Source organism: Shewanella sp. BF02_Schw, from assembly GCF_014596695.2.
Lineage (GTDB): Bacteria > Pseudomonadota > Gammaproteobacteria > Enterobacterales > Shewanellaceae > Shewanella.
Window position 1 is genome coordinate 381,265 of the sequence record NZ_JABKAW020000004.1, and the last position, 18,707, is coordinate 399,971.

Sequence of the window (18,707 nt, forward strand, 5' to 3'; positions counted from 1 at the left end):
CAAGTGTAAATGGCTGCTGACGTCGGTAGTAAGCATTATATTATGCTGCTTAAGTTGTTGAATAATTAACCACTGCTACACTTGTTTCATTGATTTGACTTTGGTTCAGTAACTTCACCTATGGTGTAGGAGGCTGTTATGCAAACAAAAGAAGTAGCATTACTGATTCAAGATGCTGTGCTATTACCCGGTGGACGACTTGAAATTCGAGTTGTGGCACCGAGTGATTTAGCCATGGTTGCCGATGTATTAAAAGGTCACTATGGTTTAGCATTTGCGCCATTGAAAGTGAATAGCGAACTGCCTTGTTATATTGCAGCAACCCAATGCAATATTATTGATTTCAACCAGTTAGGTGATGATTCTTTAAGCATCGTTGTTGAGGGAACACAGCGTCTTAAAATTTTATCTGCCGCGCAAAAACGAGATGGTTGTTGGATTGCTCGTGCGCTCCCTTGCGCTAATTGGTGCCATGAGCCCATTGCGGGTGAGTTTGAAATTATCAGCGCCGCACTTGAACAATTTTATCAAGTGAATCCAGATTTACTGGAATTGTATTCACAAACGCATTTAGAAGATGCCGCCTGGGTGAGTCAGCGTTGGTTAGAGGTTTTACCTATGTATAACCGTGATAAGCTGATTTTAGTTGAACAACCTAATTGCCACAAAACCATGGATTTTGTGCTGCAATTACTAAAATCTCACGTGGATGTATAAGCGCAATATTGTGTTATCGGTATCGAGATAATCAAGATACATTTTCGGCCTAGCCTGATAAGATACCTTCTCGTTTGAACCTTACCTTCATCTTTATATAGCCAAGTTGTTTATGCCTAATTCATCAAACTACACTGCGGATCATCTTCAATCCTCTTCCCAAACACCAAACGCTGCCATTGCCGCTCAACCTTCGTATATTGTGTTGCCGCGTGCTAATGAATTAGCAGGTAAGCAATACCACACAGTAGTTGAGTTTTTGGTCGATCATTTTAAGCAAATCGATGCCAGTGTGTGGCAGCAACGGATCAAAGATGGCAAAGTTCATTGGCAAAATGGTGAGTTGATTACCGCAGACAGTGTCTATCAAGCCACTGCCAAAGTGTATTATTACCGCGAAGTGCTGGCCGAAACGAAAGTGCCTTTTGCTGAGCAGGTGTTGTATCAAGATCTTGATACCATTGTGGTTTATAAACCGCATTTTTTACCTGTTACCCCAGGCGGAAATTACGTCAATGAATGTTTAGTGCATCGATTACGTATCGCGACTCAAATTGATACGGTCGCCCCAGCACATAGGCTCGATAAAGACACGGCTGGGGTGATGTTAATGACGCTCAATCCGCAAACACGCCATGCATATCATCAGCTATTCTTAGATGACAAGATCACTAAAGATTATCAGGCCATCGCTAAATTAACACCTAGGTTGGTGAGTGAATTAGCCGATAATACTTGTACGCTTCCTATTCATTGGACGGTTCAAAATCGTATTGTGGCGGCAAATCCAAGCTTTACCATGCAGGTGGTTGAAGGCGAGGCGAATAGTCATTCTGAAATCAGTTTAGTGGCGGTAAAAGATGGTTTGGGCTTGTTTGAGTTAAGTCCGATTACCGGTAAAACTCATCAATTACGTGTACACATGCAAAGTTTAGGCATGCCGATTTTACACGACCGCTTTTATCCAGTACTACAACCTAAAGGGCCGGACAATTTTGATAAGCCGTTGCAGTTGTTGGCTAAACGGTTGCGTTTTACCGACCCAATCAGTGCTATTGAACAAGATTTTCAATGCCAAGGTTTGGATTTTTAGTTGGTTATTTAGCGAATAAAAAAACCGCCATCGTAAAGTCGATAGCGGTTTTTTTGTATCAGCTTATTGCTGTTGCAGTGAGCTTATCTGAGTATTAGTCAGCTTTTGTGTGTTTAATACCTTTACGATTTTTCATTGGGTCGCCATCATAACCAAGGGCTTTCCAGTCTAAACGCTCGCCTTTGTTGTGGCAGTCATTACACTGTAGTGCCTTGTCTTTTGGTGACACCATGTGGTTGATGCGCCACCACATCTCAGTTTCAACAAAACCATGCTGGCCACTGTATTTAAGTCCTTTCTCTATCATGGTTGGGTTAGCTTCCATGCCTAATTTGGCTGCTAAGTCCCAATCAAACTTATCCCAGTAGCCACCTTCACCGTACGTTTTAGGGGTTATTAGAATATTGAGTTTAGTATCATAGATTTGCTTACCCGTGTGCACTTTAAATGGGTAGATTTTAGCTTTAGGGTCGCGAATATCACCTAATGGATAAGCTAATTTAACCGTTTTAGTTGGGTCCATTTTATCGCCAGCCATATACGCATCGGCGCGGCCATTAAACCAGGCATATTGTGGTTTAACGTCTTTTTGCCAAATAAAGCTGCCTTTCTTTTTCATAAAGGTGTGCTTGCCGTATTGGTCTGTTGTTTCAGGAAGATCTTGACCTGCTTTTGACCAATCCCAACGCATTTTGGTGGGTTCATTTTTAGCAAATGATGGTATGTGACAAGTCTGACACGCTACAGTTGCTGTGTGTGTATTGAGCTTTTTATTTTTGTGAGGCGCAGCATCATGGCAATTTACACAACCAATTTTGTTTTCACCACCAGGTGATACGCCCATCGAGTTACCGGTAATTTGATGATTTTCAGTAACGTGACAAGTTTGACACTGGAAGTCATTGCCATCGGTATCCATGTGAACATCGGTCGCTTTGTCTGGATAAGACATTGATGAATCTAAATCGCCGTGTTTAACCGCATCACCGCCGCCACCGTAAAAGTGGCAACTGCCGCAATTGTCACGCACGGGTGCACCTACATTTTGGGCAACATTGGCTAAATTGACTCTAGCTAAGGCCTCGCCTGCGCCCGCAGGATCTTTAATGTAAGTTCCCGTGGTGTCGTGACAAACTAAGCAATCGACTTTGGTCATGTCTTTAAAGTCGAATGTAGAATCTTTCCAACCATAACCTGCATGACAACTGGTACAACGCGGTTCGTTACCCGATATCGATACACAAAAGTTGTTAATACTGTTTTTTTTACCACGCATCACTGTGCGGTCAGGTAGTTTTTGCTCTAACTCCCAAGTCCAATGTGAAGATTTCATAAACTCTTCAGCATGTTCTTTATGGCAGGTTAAGCATTGTGTCGTCACTTCAGGGCCATTAGCAAAAGGCCCTTTCAGCGCCTCTTTGTGGTTAAAGGCAGCCTGTGCGCTACTGCTTAATAACAGTAATACAGCCAGTGCTGATAATAGTTTCATGATATTTGTCCTTACCCCTGAGCTTGTGCTCAGGGGGGCCAAGTTAGAAGGTTAAGTTAGCGTTAGAAGTTAACGGTCAGTGAGGCATTGACGTCATAGGCGGTGTCAACAACGGGCAACATTGAGTACGCGCTACCGGCAATCACATCGTCAACCTTCATCGGTGCACCTACTGGTGAGCCACTTCCGGTATATTCATAGTCGTAATACAAACCGGCTAACTTGATAAACATTTTTGGATTAATATCAAAGATATAATAAGCTTCGGCAACGTGGCCACGAGTGGCTAACTTACTGCCGATTGGGTCGTCTTGTGCTTGGGTGAAGGGACTCCAGTATTTAGAACCGTAGTTATATTCCAAACCGAATTTGCCGTATGGTGCAGGAATTTGCATGCCCACATAAATGCCGTAACCATCTTTGGTGTCGCTATCAACGGTTTCTTTTGGCACCATAATGATTTCAGTACCAGTGCTGTTCAACTCTGCTTCAAATACTGCATCGCTTAACATGCCACCGAACAAACCAGCATTGCCGTTAGGTTCAGCACGAGTCCATCCTAATGAGGCAAACATTTTCAGGTCGTCATCGGTTTCATAGGCATAACCTAGGCCACCTAAGTACATATCACCAATGACACCGCTTGGTTGTACGCGGGTGACGAAGTTAAAGTTGTCGAATTTTTGCATGTCTTGATACATGGTTGGGGCAAAGATACCCGCCAGTTGAGTAGGGAATGCCATGGTGCCCGTAAAGCCATCATTGACATCTTTAGCACCGAATAAAGTGAACTGTAAGAAATGGTTACCGTCATTAATCACGTCGATATTAAACCCGCCGAGGTGGGTATCTTTAGTGATGATGTCACCAAACAATTCGCCATTGCCGTACTGTGATTCAAAGCCTTGGCCATAGCAAAAACGCACTGTTTGGCCTTCAATACCGGTGATATCACCCAAGTTGTAACCTAAGGTAAGACCATCGAAGTTGAAATTGACTAAGTGACCTGATGGCGTGCCGCCTCTGAGTTCATTTTCACGATAATGATTTGGTGGACCGTACGTTGAAGGACGACGTCCAATTGAAAGGTAAGTGCCACTGCCGTTAATGTCTTTCCAATTAAAATAGGCGCGCTCTACTTTTAACTCATCACCACTGGTGCTACCGCTACTGGTGCCATCCATGGTGAATGAGTTCCATGAGTCGAATACTTTAACCCCAGCAGAGTCTCCCCAGCTCTTAAACATGGTTAAACGTCCTGCAAAGCTGACGTTATCCCACACTTTAGCATCAATATTTAGGCGTAAGCGCGTGGTGTAAAATATATCGTTATCAATGTCCTGTTGGGTTTTTTGGCCCAACAGCATTGGCATAACGCCTTGAAGCATACCGCTTTGAAACGCGCTGGCTAAATCAGGGTTTGCCATCATCATTTGGCCTAACGGTGAGGTAGCGCTATTTGGATCGCCAAATACTCCTGACATGGCTTTAGCGCCAAAGTCAGAAAAGTTAACGTTCATGGCTGGGTTCCAAGTGACGTTTTGATAATGTAATGAATGTGCTTTGGTTCTAAAATCACCCGTAATGGCTATTCTGTCTAAGGCTGTGTGACGCTCGGTTTTGTCAACTCGTGAATTTAAGTAATCAAGATCTTCATTAATCGTAGCGAGTTGTTGTTTAAGATCGGCAATCTTTTGTGCATCGGTATCTGCTGCTAGGCTTGCGCCGCTCATAAAGAGCGCGTTAGCCACTAATATTGAGATGAGAGTTCTCATGGTCTTTCTCCCCTTTATTTGCCAAATAACAAGGTCAATTTGGCAAATTTTTTGTGTCAGGATCCCTGAGGCTAAGCCTCACAGTTTTTTCGTTTGGTTTATTGGCTGATGTTTCGTTTAGAACGAAAAGATACTCAGCATTGATGATTTAGCCGCAAGTAGCTGGTTGGTCTGAATCGGCGGCGTGGTCATATAAAAACTGTTGAATATCTTTTATGTCTTTTTCTGATAAGGCTTCAAAAACGGCAGGTTTAGCTTTGTGCTTATCACGAGTAAAGAAACGATCCCATTGGCTCATGGTTTTGGTCATTGGGGTTAATTCAGGACCTTCACTGTTAGCGCTGTGGCAGGCTTTACATTCTTTTTTGTACAGGTGCTTACCTTTTTTAGGATTACCACCATCTGCGGCCATCACTTGGGTGCCAAGTGATAATGCCATAGCAACTGCGATACCAACTTTAATGTAAGTGTTCATCATTTTGTCCTCTGTCGGGCTTATTAGGGTTGTGCATTAACAGCATTTAATTATTTCTTTGCTGTAAACAATGTTACCTAAAAGTGAGTAGTGTTAATTTGAAGTAGATCATATCCATGAGAAAAATCTAATTGAAAAAAAGTTAATTGAAAGAAATCTAATGAACTAGTGTGATGTGGATCTATTGCGCCAAGATGAGGATTTTGCTAGAGGAGATAAAAGTGGTTTTTTTGATACTTATTGATGGCGTTTTTAGGTGAGAAATAGACTGCTTGATAAATAGAAGGGGAAGATTTTAATCATTATTAGCGAACAAGCCCATTGATGGCTGGTTTTGTTTACAGGTACAGAATAGCTGATTAGCTGATTAGCTCATTAACGTGTTGGTCGACATAATCACTAACACAGTGGCACTAATACTACATAACACTAAGGTGACTATGCGGGTTTTATCTTTATCAACGCGGCCAATTAATCTACCTGAGACAAGATAACCAGCAACGACTGAAGGCAATAATAGCAGTGATAGCCATAAATGCTTCACTTCAACTAAGCCGACGATGGTTAGAATAGCTAAGGCAATTAATGAGCTAAACACGAAAAAGGCAGATAATGCCGCTCTAAACTGACCTGGGTCTTGGCCTGCAAGCAAAATGGCCATTGGTGGACCACCGATAGCAGCGATATTGCCAAATATGCCTGAAAATACCCCAGCGATAAATAAACTGAGGCGATTAATAGGGGCGGTAAAGCGAAAGATGCTAAGAATAACAGCAATAAACACAATGCCTGCAATCACTAAGCCTAGTATGGCTTGTGGGGCAAACAGCAATAATCCAGCGCCTAAAAACCCCCCAGGGATCCGCCCGAGTAAGGCATATTGCAAACCATTAAATTGTAGATGACCGCGTTCTCTAAATAAGGTCATTGCAGAAATGGCAAAGCCCATAACAATAATAGGAACAGGAACTAATTGAGGATTAACAATATACAGCAGCGGGCTAGCAACAACGGCTAACCCAAAGCCAATTAAGCTTTGGGTTAGCGCGCCAAAAAACACGATAATCGATGCCAGTATCAAGGTCGTTGGATCGATAAATGACATCATAAGTTCTCTTTAAAAACATGACGACTTCTTATTAGGGTCGTTTCAAAGTCTGTGAGGTATTGACTAATCAGTGAATTATTCGAGCTCTTCCCACTCGATACCCATATCATCCATTAACTTTTTCGCTTCACTTGGAATGCTATCAGGCTGATCTTTTGATAGATCACCGTCATAAGGTAATGGTTGACCTGTGTACGCATGCAAAAATGCTTCGCATAGCAGTTCACTGTTAGTTGCATGGCGCAGATTATTTATCTGGCGACGCGTCCGCTCATCCGTCAGTACTTTTAATACTTTTAAAGGGATAGAAACCGTAATTTTTTTTACTTGTTCATTTTTTTTGCCGTGCTCGGCATATGGGCTGATATATTCGCCATTCCACTCAGTCATTAACTTACCCTTAACGATAAATACGCTGCAGATTTTAAACCGTTACAATCTCTAGTCAAATTATTGCTACTATTTAATCCCGATTGCAAATAGATTTCTTGATGTTTAGACGTCTAAACGTCTATTTAAGTTGACGGATGGGGATCTCTTAGGTAAATTTGGACGTCTAGACATCTCTTTGTGTGTTTGTGAAATTTTAGGAGTTACCATGACTAAGCATCAAAACGCCACATTGGCCGTTCGCCAAGGTATTGAAACAGACACACAACATGGTGCTATCGTGCCACCGATTTATTTATCGACCAATTATTCATTCGATGGCCACAATAATCCGCGCGAGTTTGATTACAGTCGTTCGGGTAATCCTACTCGATGTATTTTAGGTGACGCACTCGCCAAACTCGAGCAAGGTGCTACCGGCGTGGTGACATGTACCGGCATGGCGGCGATTACATTGGTGACTAGCTTACTTGGCCCAGAGGATTTATTGGTTGTGCCGCACGATTGTTATGGTGGCAGTTACCGCTTATTTACTAACTTGGCCAAAAAAGGCCAATTTAAGTTATTGGTTGTTGATCAAACTGATGCGCAAGCGCTGAGCAAAGCGATAGCTCAAAAACCGAAAATGGTGTGGTTAGAAACGCCATCGAATCCTTTATTGCGGGTGGTAGACATTAATGCCATTAGTATCGCTTGCCATGACGTTGGCGCGCTAGTGACAGTCGATAACACCTTTTTATCACCAATATTACAGCAGCCATTATTATTAGGTGCAGACATTGTGATTCACTCAACCACCAAATACATCAATGGTCATAGCGATGTGGTCGGTGGGGCTGTAGTGGCTAAAGATCCTCAAGTGGGTGAGTTGTTACATTGGTGGTCAAATACTCTTGGGCTTACGGGGTCAGCATTTGACAGTTATTTAACCCTCCGAGGCTTACGTACTTTAGCGGTACGAATTCGTGAGCATCAACGTAATGCACAAAAGATTGTTGAGTTACTCAGCGCCAGTGATGTGGTGGCCAAGGTGTATTATCCGGGTTTAAAAGACCATCCAGGTCACGAAATTGCGGCAAAACAACAACAAGGCTTTGGCGCTATGTTAAGTTTTGAGTTAATCGGCGGCGAAGCGGAAGTGGTGGCATTTTTAAAGGCGCTGTCGTTGTTTAGTGTTGCCGAAAGTTTAGGCGGAGTGGAAAGTTTAGTCGCCGTTCCGGCCACTATGACCCATAGAGCAATGGACCCACAAGCAAGGCAAGAGGCTGGTATTAAAGAGACTTTATTGAGACTATCTGTCGGTATTGAAGATGCAGATGACCTCTTGGCCGATATTCAAGCAGGCCTAGCAGCTGTTGCCGCGATAAAATCAGCTTAATTCGAGTTTAAGTTAGCTGTGGTTTCGACCAAATTGGGTAAAATAGCAAAACATGCACTTGCAACACTATTGGTTTCAAAATAGAAGTCTAGCAGTCGCAACAAAAGTCGTAGTTGTTTAAGGAGTCAGTAATGACGCGAAGTCATTTACATAAGTTTGGTGGTTCAAGTTTAGCGGATGCAGATTGCTATCGCCGTGTTGCACATATTCTACTTACGCATGGTCAGAGTGATGATTTAGTTGTGGTATCCGCCGCCGGAAAAACGACTAACTTCTTATACAAATTATTGAGCCTGCGTGACAGCGGTCAGTTGTGGCAAGAAGAGCTGCAAATTCTGATCAGTTACCAGCAGACGTTAATTGAACAATTATTATCAAACGAGCAAGCGCGTGATTTACGCGAACGTTTGTCTACCGACAAATCTCAGTTAGTCAGCTTATTATCTTTAGAGCAACGTAACGATTACCAATTAAACCAAGTGGTGAGTTTTGGTGAACGTTGGTCGGCGCGCTTAATGGCCGCTTTGTTACGAGAAATGGGCGTAGCTGCGACTCATGTCGATGCGTGCTCTATTTTGGTAGCCGATGAAGGCGCCGTACCCAATATTTTAGTGGCTGAGTCTCGTGACAAGGTACAGGCCTTATTAGCCTTGCACCCGCAAGAGCGTTTAGTGATCACCGGCTTTATATGCGCTAACCGCCACGGCGATACCTTATTGCTGGGTCGCAATGGTTCTGATTTTAGTGCCACCTTAATTGCCAGCTTAGCTGACATTGAGCGTGTGACCATTTGGACCGACGTTGAAGGGGTATTTAACGCCGACCCGAATAAAATTAATGATGCTAAATTACTCAAGAGTATGTCACTCGCAGAAGCGGATCGCTTAGCGCGCCTGGGCTCTCCTGTACTGCATTCTCGTACCTTACAGCCACTGTTTAATACTAAAGTGAGTTTAGCGGTACGCTCAAGCTATGCTTCGCACACCGACTTCACCTTAATTGCGCCACTGAGTTCATCTGCGAGTGCGCCAGTCGTGACTAACTTAAATGAAGTGGTGTTGTTTAGTTTTAAAATGAACGCAGACATTGAACCATTGTTGGCCATTTTGGATAAAGCTGGTATCACGCCGTTAGCTTATTGGTCGCTAGCACAACATAAGTTTGAGTTGGCGTTAACGCTTGAAAGCCAAAAACAAGTGCAAGCTTTGCTCACTCAATACAGCAGCGAATTGTTGATTGAAGAGTTGAGTGCCCAAACTGACTTAGGCCTAGTGGCATTAGTCAGTGCCGATGCTCATCACTTTAGACGCAGTTTTGCCCGACTACTCAGCCGTGATGCCAAACCGATTTATCAAGATGCATTAAGTTTGGTCACCTTAGTCCCGCAAGCTCAAGTGAGTTTATTGACCCAAAAAGTACATCGTCGTTGTGCTGGACCAAGAATGCGTATTGGAGTGTTATTGCTGGGAGTGGGTAACATTGGTGAGGCGTGGATTGATTTGTTTAAACGCGCCAGTCCAGCATTAGATCATGAACTCGAAGCCTCTGTTGAGCTCGTTGGTTTAGTCGGTTCGAAAAAAGCGTTAATTTCTAACGACGGAATTAACCTTGAACAATGGCAACAAGATTATCAACAGCAAGGTATTGAATGGGATTATGATCAACTGTTTGATCAATTAGCGCAGTTATCATGCGATGAAATTGTCGCCTTAGATATCAGTGCGAGTGCTGCCTTAACCTTACAATATCCCGAGCTATTTGCCCGTGGTATTCATGTGGTAAGTGCCAATAAATTAGCCGGCTCAGGGCCATTGCTATTTTATCGTGAATTAAAGCAGCAGCTGAGTAATCGCCGCTTATTTTGGCGTTATAACGCCAGTTGTGGCGCAGGTTTACCTATTCAACATGCGTTAAATGACTTACGTAATAGTGGTGACACTATTGAAGCCGTGGGTGGTATTTTCTCGGGCACGTTATGTTGGTTGTTCGAAAATTATGATGGCAGTAAGCCGTTCTCAGAATTAGTACTGCATGCTCGCAGTTTAGGCATTACTGAACCGGATCCTCGTGATGACTTATCTGGCCGCGATATGCAACGTAAGTTGTTAATCTTGGCTCGCGAGATAGGTTTAGCGGTAGAGCTAGACGATATTAGTCTTAACTCATTAGTGCCTCAAGCTTTAGCAGAGTTGTCACTAGAAGATTTTTTAACACGCATCAGTGAGTTAGACGATGATTTGTTGCAGCAGTATGTCGCTGCAGCTGAACAGAACAAGGTGCTACGTTATGTGGCTTCGCTGGATAAAGTCGAAGGTAAGTTACAGGCTGAAGTGGGTTTGCAGTGGGTTGATAATAATCATCCTTATGCGAATTTAACCCCAGGGGATAATGTGTTTGTTATTCGCAGTGCGTTTTATCAAGGTAATCCATTGATTATTCGCGGCCCAGGGGCAGGGCGTGAGGTGACTGCTGCGGCTGTGCAGTCGGATTTGGTGCATATTTGCAAAGACTTGTTGCAAGAGTAGTTTTGTTAAAAAAGACCATTATTAATGGTCTTTTTTTATGTCATCTCGGGAATGTTTATGAGCTGAAATTCAGCTCTTTTCTTTATTTGCCGCAAACCGCTCAACGCATAAATACTAAAATGTTAGATGACAAGTGTTCACATCTTGAAATGGAGTTCAAAATAATTATGAAAATCAAAGTATTTACTAAAGTGTTAAAACCTAAACTAAGCTTTTGGATGAAACCGATAGAACAAGCTGATTGTGGTTTACAAGACGAAATTAATTTATGGTTATCCACACAAACATCTATAGAAATCACCGAAATTAAACAAACTCAAAGCGGTGGGTCATTTATGCCAGCGACGTTAAATATTACCATTTGGTATCAGTAATCTAATGAGATTGTTCCATGTAAGCTTAATCATCTCCTCGACATAAACGAACAATAGATAATAAAAATGAATAGGTAGCATAAAGCTGCGTCCTTATTCTAAGTGCTGAAAAAGCTCAATAATAGAAGGGCTTAGACTTTTTATTATATGAATATCCGATTGAGAGTTCGACCAATTTGAAGTGATGTTTATGGATACTATTTTTGCGAGTATTTAAAGATTGGCCCAGTCTTTAGTTATCTTTATTTATTCTCAGGTAACGAATACTCTTAAGGCGACACAATCTAAGTCGCCTGTGCTTAGGCTTCTTCTACTGCGTCATCTTTTAATGATTCAGCTGTTTTATCGGTTAACGTTATTAATAGGCCTGTGAGTAGGCTCATGCTGTAACCGAGTACGGCGCCGATAATAAGTGGTGGAATGATAGCGGCTAGATCAGCATTTAAGGCAAAAGTGATGCAACAACCGATAAAGGTGCCGGGAATAAAGGCGAAGTTTTTATTACTGGCTTGTAAGCACATAAATGCGGTGACAATGCCTGTTAATGCATAGCTGATCATTGGCGAACCTAGAACACCGCTGCCTGCAATAATTAACCAGCCCCAGAATACACCGGAAAGATTGGTCATCATCGCCATCATCATGCCTTTAGCGCCAGTTTCCGTTTGAGCGAAAAAGGTACTGCAGCCCAGAAAGCCGACCCATGTCACGAGATGAAATACATCAGCAAGACCAGCCCAAACAGCTGCTAATAAACCAGCAGAAATTGCAATTTGCCAACGATGCGCCATGGTTGCCTCACAAAAGATTAAAATTAGAACGGTGAGTTCTAAATTTAGCACAATAAACTAAATTTAGGCAGTTAGGTTTTACAAAAGTCGATCCAGTTCGCAAATAAAAGCAACTGCTAATAAAACCAAACGTTATGCAACTCGATAATTGTCAGAGAGTCATCATGTCTATCGCACATTAACATCAGATATAGTCACTAATGCTATTAACTTTGTTAGAACCTAAGTGTTAGCGCACTTTTTAAAAAATAATTTGAACATTATCAAATGACACAGTCTGCAGGCTGATGAAAAAAAAGCCTGCAGATAGATGAACAAACGGCTGTTTTCAGCCGTTTTATATTGTCTATGATTTAGGCCTAGCGTTAATGTGATTATTACAAATTGCTTATTGATGGTTTTTTAGCTTGACTTAGTATGCAGTTAAACTAGTATATGGACATATAGACGTCCAAACGGCCAAATGATTTAGGTTAAGTTAATCATTTAAGCTGATTGGTATAGACTCCTAAGTGTTACAGAAGTTAAAGGAATACATTATGGCTTTTCATCATGCACAACATGCCCAGTCGTTAAATCAGAGCTTGTCTGAGCTGAATGATATTAATGTGTCTTTTGAGTTTTTTCCGCCATCAACGCCAGCAATGGAAGAGATTTTGTGGAATTCTATTCGTCGTTTAGAACCATTGAACCCTAAATTTGTATCAGTAACATACGGTGCCAATTCAGGTGTACGTGATCGTACTCATAGCGTGATTGAACGTATCCAGAAAGAAACCAATCTACTCGCTGCGCCGCATTTAACCTTGGTTGATGCTAGTGATGAAGAATTGGTTGAGCTGGCAAAGCATTATTGGAATTCTGGTATTAGAGACATCGTGGCATTGCGCGGTGATTTACCTGACGGTAGCCCAAAACCAACTCGCTTTGCCAATGACTTAGTGCGTTTACTGCGCTCAGTGGCCGACTTTGATATTTCGGTAGCAGCGTATCCTGAAGTGCATCCTGATGCGCGTAATGCGCAGGCTGATTTAATTAACTTAAAGAAAAAGATTGATGCGGGTGCTAACCGCGCCATTACTCAATTTTTCTTTGATGTTGAATCCTACTTACGTTTTCGCGACCGTTGCGTTACAGCTGGTATAGATGTTGAGATTATTCCAGGGATATTACCTGTGACTAACTTTAAACAGACTAAGCGTTTTGCTGGCATGACCAATGTCGCTATTCCACATTGGTTACATCGTCAATTTGAAGGTTTAGATGACGACCCTGCAACACGTCAGTTAGTGGGTGCCAACGTTGCTATTGATATGGTGAAAGTATTGTCCCGTGAAGGTGTTAAAGATTTCCATTTTTATACCCTTAATCGTGCAGAATTAACGTATGCCATTTGCCATACATTAGGCGTGCGTCCAAAGTAGTACAGTGTAACATTCACTCAATTTAAACCCCGTTAATGGTTCCATTAACGGGGTTTTTGTTTAAATATTCGACGTTTGCCGTATTCTTTTTTGAATATATTTAGCCTATGGTGGTAAGACAATAACCAATAACCAATAACCAATAACGAATGACTAAAGAGGTGTGATGATGAAAACATCCTTTTACAAGCTCGCTGCATTGGCTGGCATAACGATGCTAACTGTTATGACCGCAGAAGCTGCAGAAACAACTTCCCCACAACTGCCGGTTCCTGCTGCGGCTCAGCTATGTACTTCTTGCCACGGTGCACAAGGTCAAGGTATCGACATTATTGGCCCTCGTTTAGCAGGCTTATCTGCCGATTACATCAGCAATCAACTTGCGTTATTTCATGCAGGAAAACGTCAAAATCCAACCATGCTAGCAATGGCTGCAACGGTGCAAGGTGACAATATTGCTGTGGTAGCGCAATATTTTAGTCAGCAACCTGTTGCTGACATTCCGCTCCAATTTCGCGGTGACAAGGTTGGTATTAGCGATCCGTTCGAAAAATTAGCCTTTCAAGGTGACTGGTCACGTACCATTCCAGCATGTGTTAGTTGCCATGGTCCATCTGCCGTGGGTGGCGGGCAGTTTCCTCGTTTAGCGGGGCAGCAAGCCAGTTATCTTAAAACCCAATTATTAGCCTGGCAAGAGGGCTCTCGTACAGGCGATGCTGATAACATGATGGGCAATATTGCGCTGAAATTAACGGCTGCCGAAATCGATGGGTTATCTCAGTTTTTTGCCAATATAAAATAAGGACATGGCTATGAAATTATTATCGCTATTGACCATTGGCGCTCTGTTTAGCTTGCCTTTACAGGCCGATGAATTATTGACCGAAGTTCCGGCTAAGCCTACTGCGGTAAAATCGTCAGAGTCTTCGACGACACTACCCGATCGCCAAGCTGCATTACCTGCGCTGGAGAAAAAAGTTGATGCTGTTTATCTTCAACCCGCACCATTAACTGCTATTCCCGAGGGGGATTTTGGTGACAAGGTTCGGTTAGGTTATCAATTGTTTGTTAACACCCAACAGCTACGAGACAAGTACGTTGGCAATGAGCTCAATTGTGTTAACTGCCATATGAATTCAGGACGACAAGCTAATTCGTCGCCTTTATGGGCGGCATACTTTGCTTACCCTGCTTATCGTAAGAAAAACGATAAAGTAAACTCTTTTCAAGAGCGTATACAAGGTTGTTTTACCTATTCAATGAACGGTAAAGCTCCGGCGGCAAACTCTCCTGAACTTGTGGCAATATCGGCCTATTCTTACTGGTTGGGCATGAGCGGATTAATGGATCAATACAAGGTTGCAGGCCCAGTGCCTGAGTTGTCTGATGTGGAGTTGGTTAAAGGCGGTAAACGGGATGATTTCCCAATGCCAGCAGCTATTGCTAAACATTTGGATACTGCAGCGTTAAGCCAGCTTCCTGGGCGCGGCTATCCGAAAACACCTCAACCTGAACTGGCTTATTCTCCTGAACGTGGTCAGGCAGTTTATCAAGCACATTGCCAAGTGTGTCATAGTGAAGATGGCCAAGGACAAGTGATTGCTGGTGTTACTGCATTACCACCATTATGGGGAGCTCAAAGCTATAATTGGGGCGCAGGCATGCATAGGGTAAATACAGCTGCTGACTTTATTTATGAAAATATGCCGTTAGGCAAAAGCGTGCAATTAACGGTTCAGCAAGCTTGGGATGTAGCGGCTTACCTTAATTCGTTTGATCGGCCACAAGATCCTCGTTTTAACGGTGATGTGAGTAAGACTCAAGCCACCTATCATAAGCACCAAGGATATTATGGCCAATCCGTTGCCGGCAAGCCTGTTTTGGGCACGGCTTCGTATCCGGTTTTCCCGCTTAAAAATAATATAAAGTAATCATATTTGCTTAGTCTAAACCATTAATCTTTGTCAGTTATACCCATTAAGTTAACGTTTAATGGGTATTTTTATTGGTTGTTAATTCATTTTCAGAAATGTAATACGCAGAGCGCTTATTGAGCATGATGCTAAATGTCAGTATATTCAGTCATCATCATCACCATATAGGCTGGGCAATGACATTATTTACTTCAGCAGCACAATCGTGCCCACTTTGCCAGCAAGCTAACGGTTGTGCGATGGAGCAAGGATTAGCCATTGATGCATGCTGGTGTGCTAAGCAAACGTTAGACATGCCATTGATTATTGAGCAGTTCAAAGCCGCATCTACTTTGGTTGATTTACCTAATGGCCAATGTGTTTGTCAGTCATGTATGACTAAATTGGCGCAACAATTCAACACAGACCCCGTTGAAACTTATTCACCAGAACCAGAACCAGAACCAGAACCAAAATCTGAATCAGAACTCAAACCATAACTATAACCATAATAATAATGACCATTCATTAGGGGCGTTTCTATGCCAACGAAAGTGATCAATTTCAATGACAAGTTCTCTTTGTTCGACCAGCATTGGTCTCCTCGTGTAATTGCAGAAATGAATGACTATCAATTTAAATTGGTTAAAGTCGAGGGTGAGTTTGTTTGGCATGAACATGCCGATACTGACGAAGTGTTTATTGTAATGGAAGGAACGTTGCAGATCGCTTTTCGCGATCAGGACATTACGCTTCAGGCAGGGGAAATGTTTGTTATTCCTAAGGGGGTTGAGCATAAACCCATGGCGAAAAAAGAATGCAAGATCATGATTATCGAACCTCGAGGTGTCGTCAATACGGGTGAGATAGATAGCGATCGAACTGCGTTAAATGATCAGTGGATATAAAGCAGACCCTTTCTGGTCATTTATGACAGACCTCTGCTCATGCGATCGCATTTTAAGCAATAGCCGCTAGCGTGACGTCAGCAGGATGTTTAATGAGAAGCTGTTGTTAACCCAATGTTAATTTTTATTGTTAGCCTGCTGTTAGTCGGTATACTGAGGAGATTGCGTGTTGGCCATTAAGCCTAAAAGACTGACATATAACGCTATGTATACTAGAGGATAATAATAATGCTTAGAAAAATTCTCGTTGCTGTCGCGACTATTATAGCGATCCCTTTTGTTGTCGCCCTATTTGTTCAAAAAGACTATTCAGTCACTCGTACTATCACCATAGATAAACCGATCTCCGAGGTTTTTGATTACGTTAAACATCTAAAAAACCAAGATAATTTCAGTAAGTGGGCGCAAATGGATCTCGAGATGGTGAAAGCCTACCGCGGTACCGATGCGACAGTAGGCTTTGTGTCTGCTTGGGCAAGTGAAAACCCAGATGTAGGTGTTGGCGAGCAAGAAATTATTGCCATAGATGAAGGTAAACGTATCGATTTTGAATTACGGTTTATTTCACCCTTTGAAGCGACCGAGCCTGCCTATATGAGCACTACAGCCGTTAATGCTAATCAAACTAAAGTTGATTGGGGTTTTAGTGGCCATTTTGCTTATCCAACTAACTTAATGTTTTTGTTTATCGATTTTGAAACCATGATAGGTACTGATTTACAGCAAGGTCTAGAGTCATTGAAAGTGGTACTCGAAAAATAATTTGTATGTGCATGAGCTAATGAATCATCTTGAAGATGATTCATTAGCTCATGCAGTGGCTTGCCATGGTTAACTTAATCGGGGTAATCTAAAAAATGCAATCGTTGCAGTGGAGTTGGGCCACCGTAACCATAATAAAAATAACCAAACATCTAATAATTATAATATTCGACATAAGTCATTACTCATTATGAGGTTTTTTACATGGAAGCAGTCACGCAATTTGTCAGTATGATTAACGGTATAGTATGGGGCGTTCCCATGCTGATTTTGATTTTAGGGGTCGGGCTGTTTCTGTCGATAGGCTTAAAATTTATGCCTATTTTAAAGCTGAATCGAGGTTTTAAATTATTATGGTCGGGTCGTCAGGTTACTGATGAAAGTGAAAAAGGTGATGTCAGTCCGTTTAATGCCCTCATGACTTCATTATCGGCCACCATTGGTACGGGTAACATCGCTGGTGTGGCTACGGCGATTTTTATTGGCGGACCCGGGGCATTATTTTGGATGTGGTGTACGGCGCTCGTGGGTATGGCGACTAAGTTTTCGGAAGCTGTACTGGCGGTAAAATATCGTGAGACAGATGCTAATGGAAACCATGTTGGCGGCCCGATGTATTACATCAAAAATGGTTTAGGCAGTAAATGGGCCTGGTTAGGCACTGCATTTGCTCTGTTTGGATCTATTGCCGGTTTTGGTATTGGTAATACTGTACAAGCTAACTCAGTCGCTGATGCAATGAGCAGTAACTTTGGTGTACCTAATTGGGTTACTGGTGTGGTGTTAATGGTGCTAGTGGGTGCGGTACTCATGGGCGGTATTAAACGTATTGCTGAAGTGGCGGGTAAGTTAGTGCCATTGATGACGGTATTTTATATTACCGCAGGTTTAGCGGTATTGATTGTATATGCAGACGAAGTGCCTGCTGCTTTTATGTTGATTATTGAAAGTGCCTTTAACCCAGTAGCAGCTCAAGGTGGTTTTGCGGGTGCAGCGGTATGGGCTGCGATTCGTTTTGGTGTAGCACGTGGTGTCTTTTCAAATGAAGCGGGGTTAGGGAGTGCGCCAATTGCTCATGCGGCGGCGCAAACTAATAACCCAGTGAAACAAGGTTTAGTGGCCATGTTAGGGACGTTTATTGACACGCTCATTGTGTGTTCAATAACGGGCTTGGCGATTGTAGTTTCTGGTGCGTGGACATCTGGCGAAAACGGCGCTGCATTAACCTCTCTTGCATTTTCACATGCTTTGCCCATGGGTAATTATATTGTGGCCATCGCATTGGCTGTGTTTGCCTTTACCACTATTTTGGGTTGGAGTTTTTACAGTGAAAAATGTATTCAATACTTATTAGGCGATAAAGCCGTAAAACCATTTCGTCTAATCTGGACCTTGGTTGTGCCTTTGGGTGCTGTAAGCTCATTAGAGTTTATTTGGTTATTAGCCGACACGTTGAATGCGATGATGGCAATTCCAAACTTAATTGCGTTAGTGCTATTAAGCCCTGTGGTATTTGGCTTAACCCGTGAATACTTTATCAAGCAACGCGCACTAAAAGCCAAAGCATAGAGTGAGTAAATCGTGT

General features: G+C 42.5%; 18 protein-coding genes. 12 read left to right on the forward strand and 6 right to left on the reverse strand.

What is annotated here, in order from left to right:
• The first annotated feature begins 138 nt into the window (after window positions 1–138).
• Together HNW13_RS16995 and HNW13_RS17000 are read left to right on the forward strand one after the other, a co-directional pair.
• Entirely contained in the window at window positions 139–717 is a 579-nt protein-coding gene (locus HNW13_RS16995; RefSeq protein WP_192114144.1) for an LON peptidase substrate-binding domain-containing protein, read from the forward strand.
• Between the two features lie 112 nt (window positions 718–829).
• Window positions 830–1,810, forward strand: a complete 981-nt coding sequence (locus HNW13_RS17000; RefSeq protein WP_192114145.1) for a pseudouridine synthase — start codon at window positions 830–832, stop codon at window positions 1,808–1,810.
• Window positions 1,811–1,904: 94 nt separating this feature from the next.
• Here the strand turns inward: HNW13_RS17000 and HNW13_RS17005 are convergent, their stop codons facing one another.
• The 5 genes from HNW13_RS17005 to metJ form a co-directional block, all read right to left on the reverse strand.
• Window positions 1,905–3,299 carry a tetrathionate reductase family octaheme c-type cytochrome gene (locus HNW13_RS17005; protein ID WP_162023937.1) on the reverse strand — a complete coding sequence of 465 codons (1,395 nt, stop codon included), beginning with the start codon at window positions 3,297–3,299 and terminating at the stop codon, window positions 1,905–1,907.
• 62 nt (window positions 3,300–3,361) lie between these two features.
• Window positions 3,362–5,074, reverse strand: a complete 1,713-nt coding sequence (locus tag HNW13_RS17010; protein ID WP_162023936.1) for a DUF3373 domain-containing protein — start codon at window positions 5,072–5,074, stop codon at window positions 3,362–3,364.
• Between the two features lie 148 nt (window positions 5,075–5,222).
• Entirely contained in the window at window positions 5,223–5,552 is a 330-nt protein-coding gene (locus HNW13_RS17015) for a cytochrome c (RefSeq protein ID WP_101085111.1), read from the reverse strand.
• Window positions 5,553–5,916: 364 nt separating this feature from the next.
• Window positions 5,917–6,657, reverse strand: a complete 741-nt coding sequence (locus HNW13_RS17020) for a sulfite exporter TauE/SafE family protein (protein WP_101085112.1) — start codon at window positions 6,655–6,657, stop codon at window positions 5,917–5,919.
• Window positions 6,658–6,732: 75 nt separating this feature from the next.
• On the reverse strand, window positions 6,733–7,047 hold the full coding sequence (metJ, locus tag HNW13_RS17025; protein ID WP_011638970.1) for a met regulon transcriptional regulator MetJ: 315 nt from the start codon (window positions 7,045–7,047) through the stop codon (window positions 6,733–6,735).
• 208 nt (window positions 7,048–7,255) lie between these two features.
• On the opposite strand from metJ, the gene metB reads away from it, so the two are divergent.
• The 3 genes from metB to HNW13_RS17040 all read left to right on the forward strand — a co-directional run bounded on the left by metB (window position 7,256) and on the right by HNW13_RS17040 (window position 11,324).
• Window positions 7,256–8,425, forward strand: a complete 1,170-nt coding sequence (gene metB / locus HNW13_RS17030) for a cystathionine gamma-synthase (protein ID WP_101085113.1) — start codon at window positions 7,256–7,258, stop codon at window positions 8,423–8,425.
• A 131-nt stretch (window positions 8,426–8,556) separates the two neighbouring features.
• Complete coding sequence (locus HNW13_RS17035; RefSeq protein WP_192114146.1) at window positions 8,557–10,950, forward strand: bifunctional aspartate kinase/homoserine dehydrogenase II; 2,394 nt, start codon at window positions 8,557–8,559, stop codon at window positions 10,948–10,950.
• Between the two features lie 167 nt (window positions 10,951–11,117).
• Window positions 11,118–11,324 (forward strand): hypothetical protein, encoded by a 207-nt coding sequence (locus HNW13_RS17040; protein WP_162023933.1) that lies wholly within the window; start codon window positions 11,118–11,120, stop codon window positions 11,322–11,324.
• Window positions 11,325–11,623: 299 nt separating this feature from the next.
• Here the strand turns inward: HNW13_RS17040 and HNW13_RS17045 are convergent, their stop codons facing one another.
• Entirely contained in the window at window positions 11,624–12,115 is a 492-nt protein-coding gene (locus HNW13_RS17045; RefSeq protein WP_162023932.1) for a DUF1097 domain-containing protein, read from the reverse strand.
• A gap of 539 nt (window positions 12,116–12,654) precedes the next feature.
• Between HNW13_RS17045 and metF the strand changes: the two genes are divergently transcribed.
• The 7 genes from metF (at window position 12,655) to HNW13_RS17080 (ending at window position 18,691) form a co-directional block, all read left to right on the forward strand.
• A complete protein-coding gene (gene metF, locus HNW13_RS17050; RefSeq protein ID WP_011638965.1) occupies window positions 12,655–13,539 on the forward strand; it encodes a methylenetetrahydrofolate reductase in 885 nt (294 codons plus the stop codon).
• Window positions 13,540–13,753: 214 nt separating this feature from the next.
• Window positions 13,754–14,341, forward strand: coding sequence for a c-type cytochrome (locus tag HNW13_RS17055; RefSeq protein ID WP_243756329.1), 588 nt, complete (start codon window positions 13,754–13,756; stop codon window positions 14,339–14,341).
• Between the two features lie 10 nt (window positions 14,342–14,351).
• Window positions 14,352–15,470, forward strand: coding sequence for a c-type cytochrome (locus tag HNW13_RS17060; protein ID WP_101085117.1), 1,119 nt, complete (start codon window positions 14,352–14,354; stop codon window positions 15,468–15,470).
• A gap of 179 nt (window positions 15,471–15,649) precedes the next feature.
• Window positions 15,650–15,952, forward strand: a complete 303-nt coding sequence (locus HNW13_RS17065) for a cysteine-rich CWC family protein (RefSeq protein ID WP_192114147.1) — start codon at window positions 15,650–15,652, stop codon at window positions 15,950–15,952.
• 42 nt (window positions 15,953–15,994) lie between these two features.
• Window positions 15,995–16,360: a cupin domain-containing protein gene (locus HNW13_RS17070; protein WP_101085119.1), complete on the forward strand. Its 366-nt coding sequence runs from the start codon at window positions 15,995–15,997 to the stop codon at window positions 16,358–16,360.
• A 228-nt stretch (window positions 16,361–16,588) separates the two neighbouring features.
• Window positions 16,589–17,122 carry an SRPBCC family protein gene (locus HNW13_RS17075; protein ID WP_192114148.1) on the forward strand — a complete coding sequence of 178 codons (534 nt, stop codon included), beginning with the start codon at window positions 16,589–16,591 and terminating at the stop codon, window positions 17,120–17,122.
• A gap of 204 nt (window positions 17,123–17,326) precedes the next feature.
• Complete coding sequence (locus HNW13_RS17080) at window positions 17,327–18,691, forward strand: sodium:alanine symporter family protein (RefSeq protein ID WP_162023928.1); 1,365 nt, start codon at window positions 17,327–17,329, stop codon at window positions 18,689–18,691.
• Window positions 18,692–18,707: the final 16 nt, after the last annotated feature.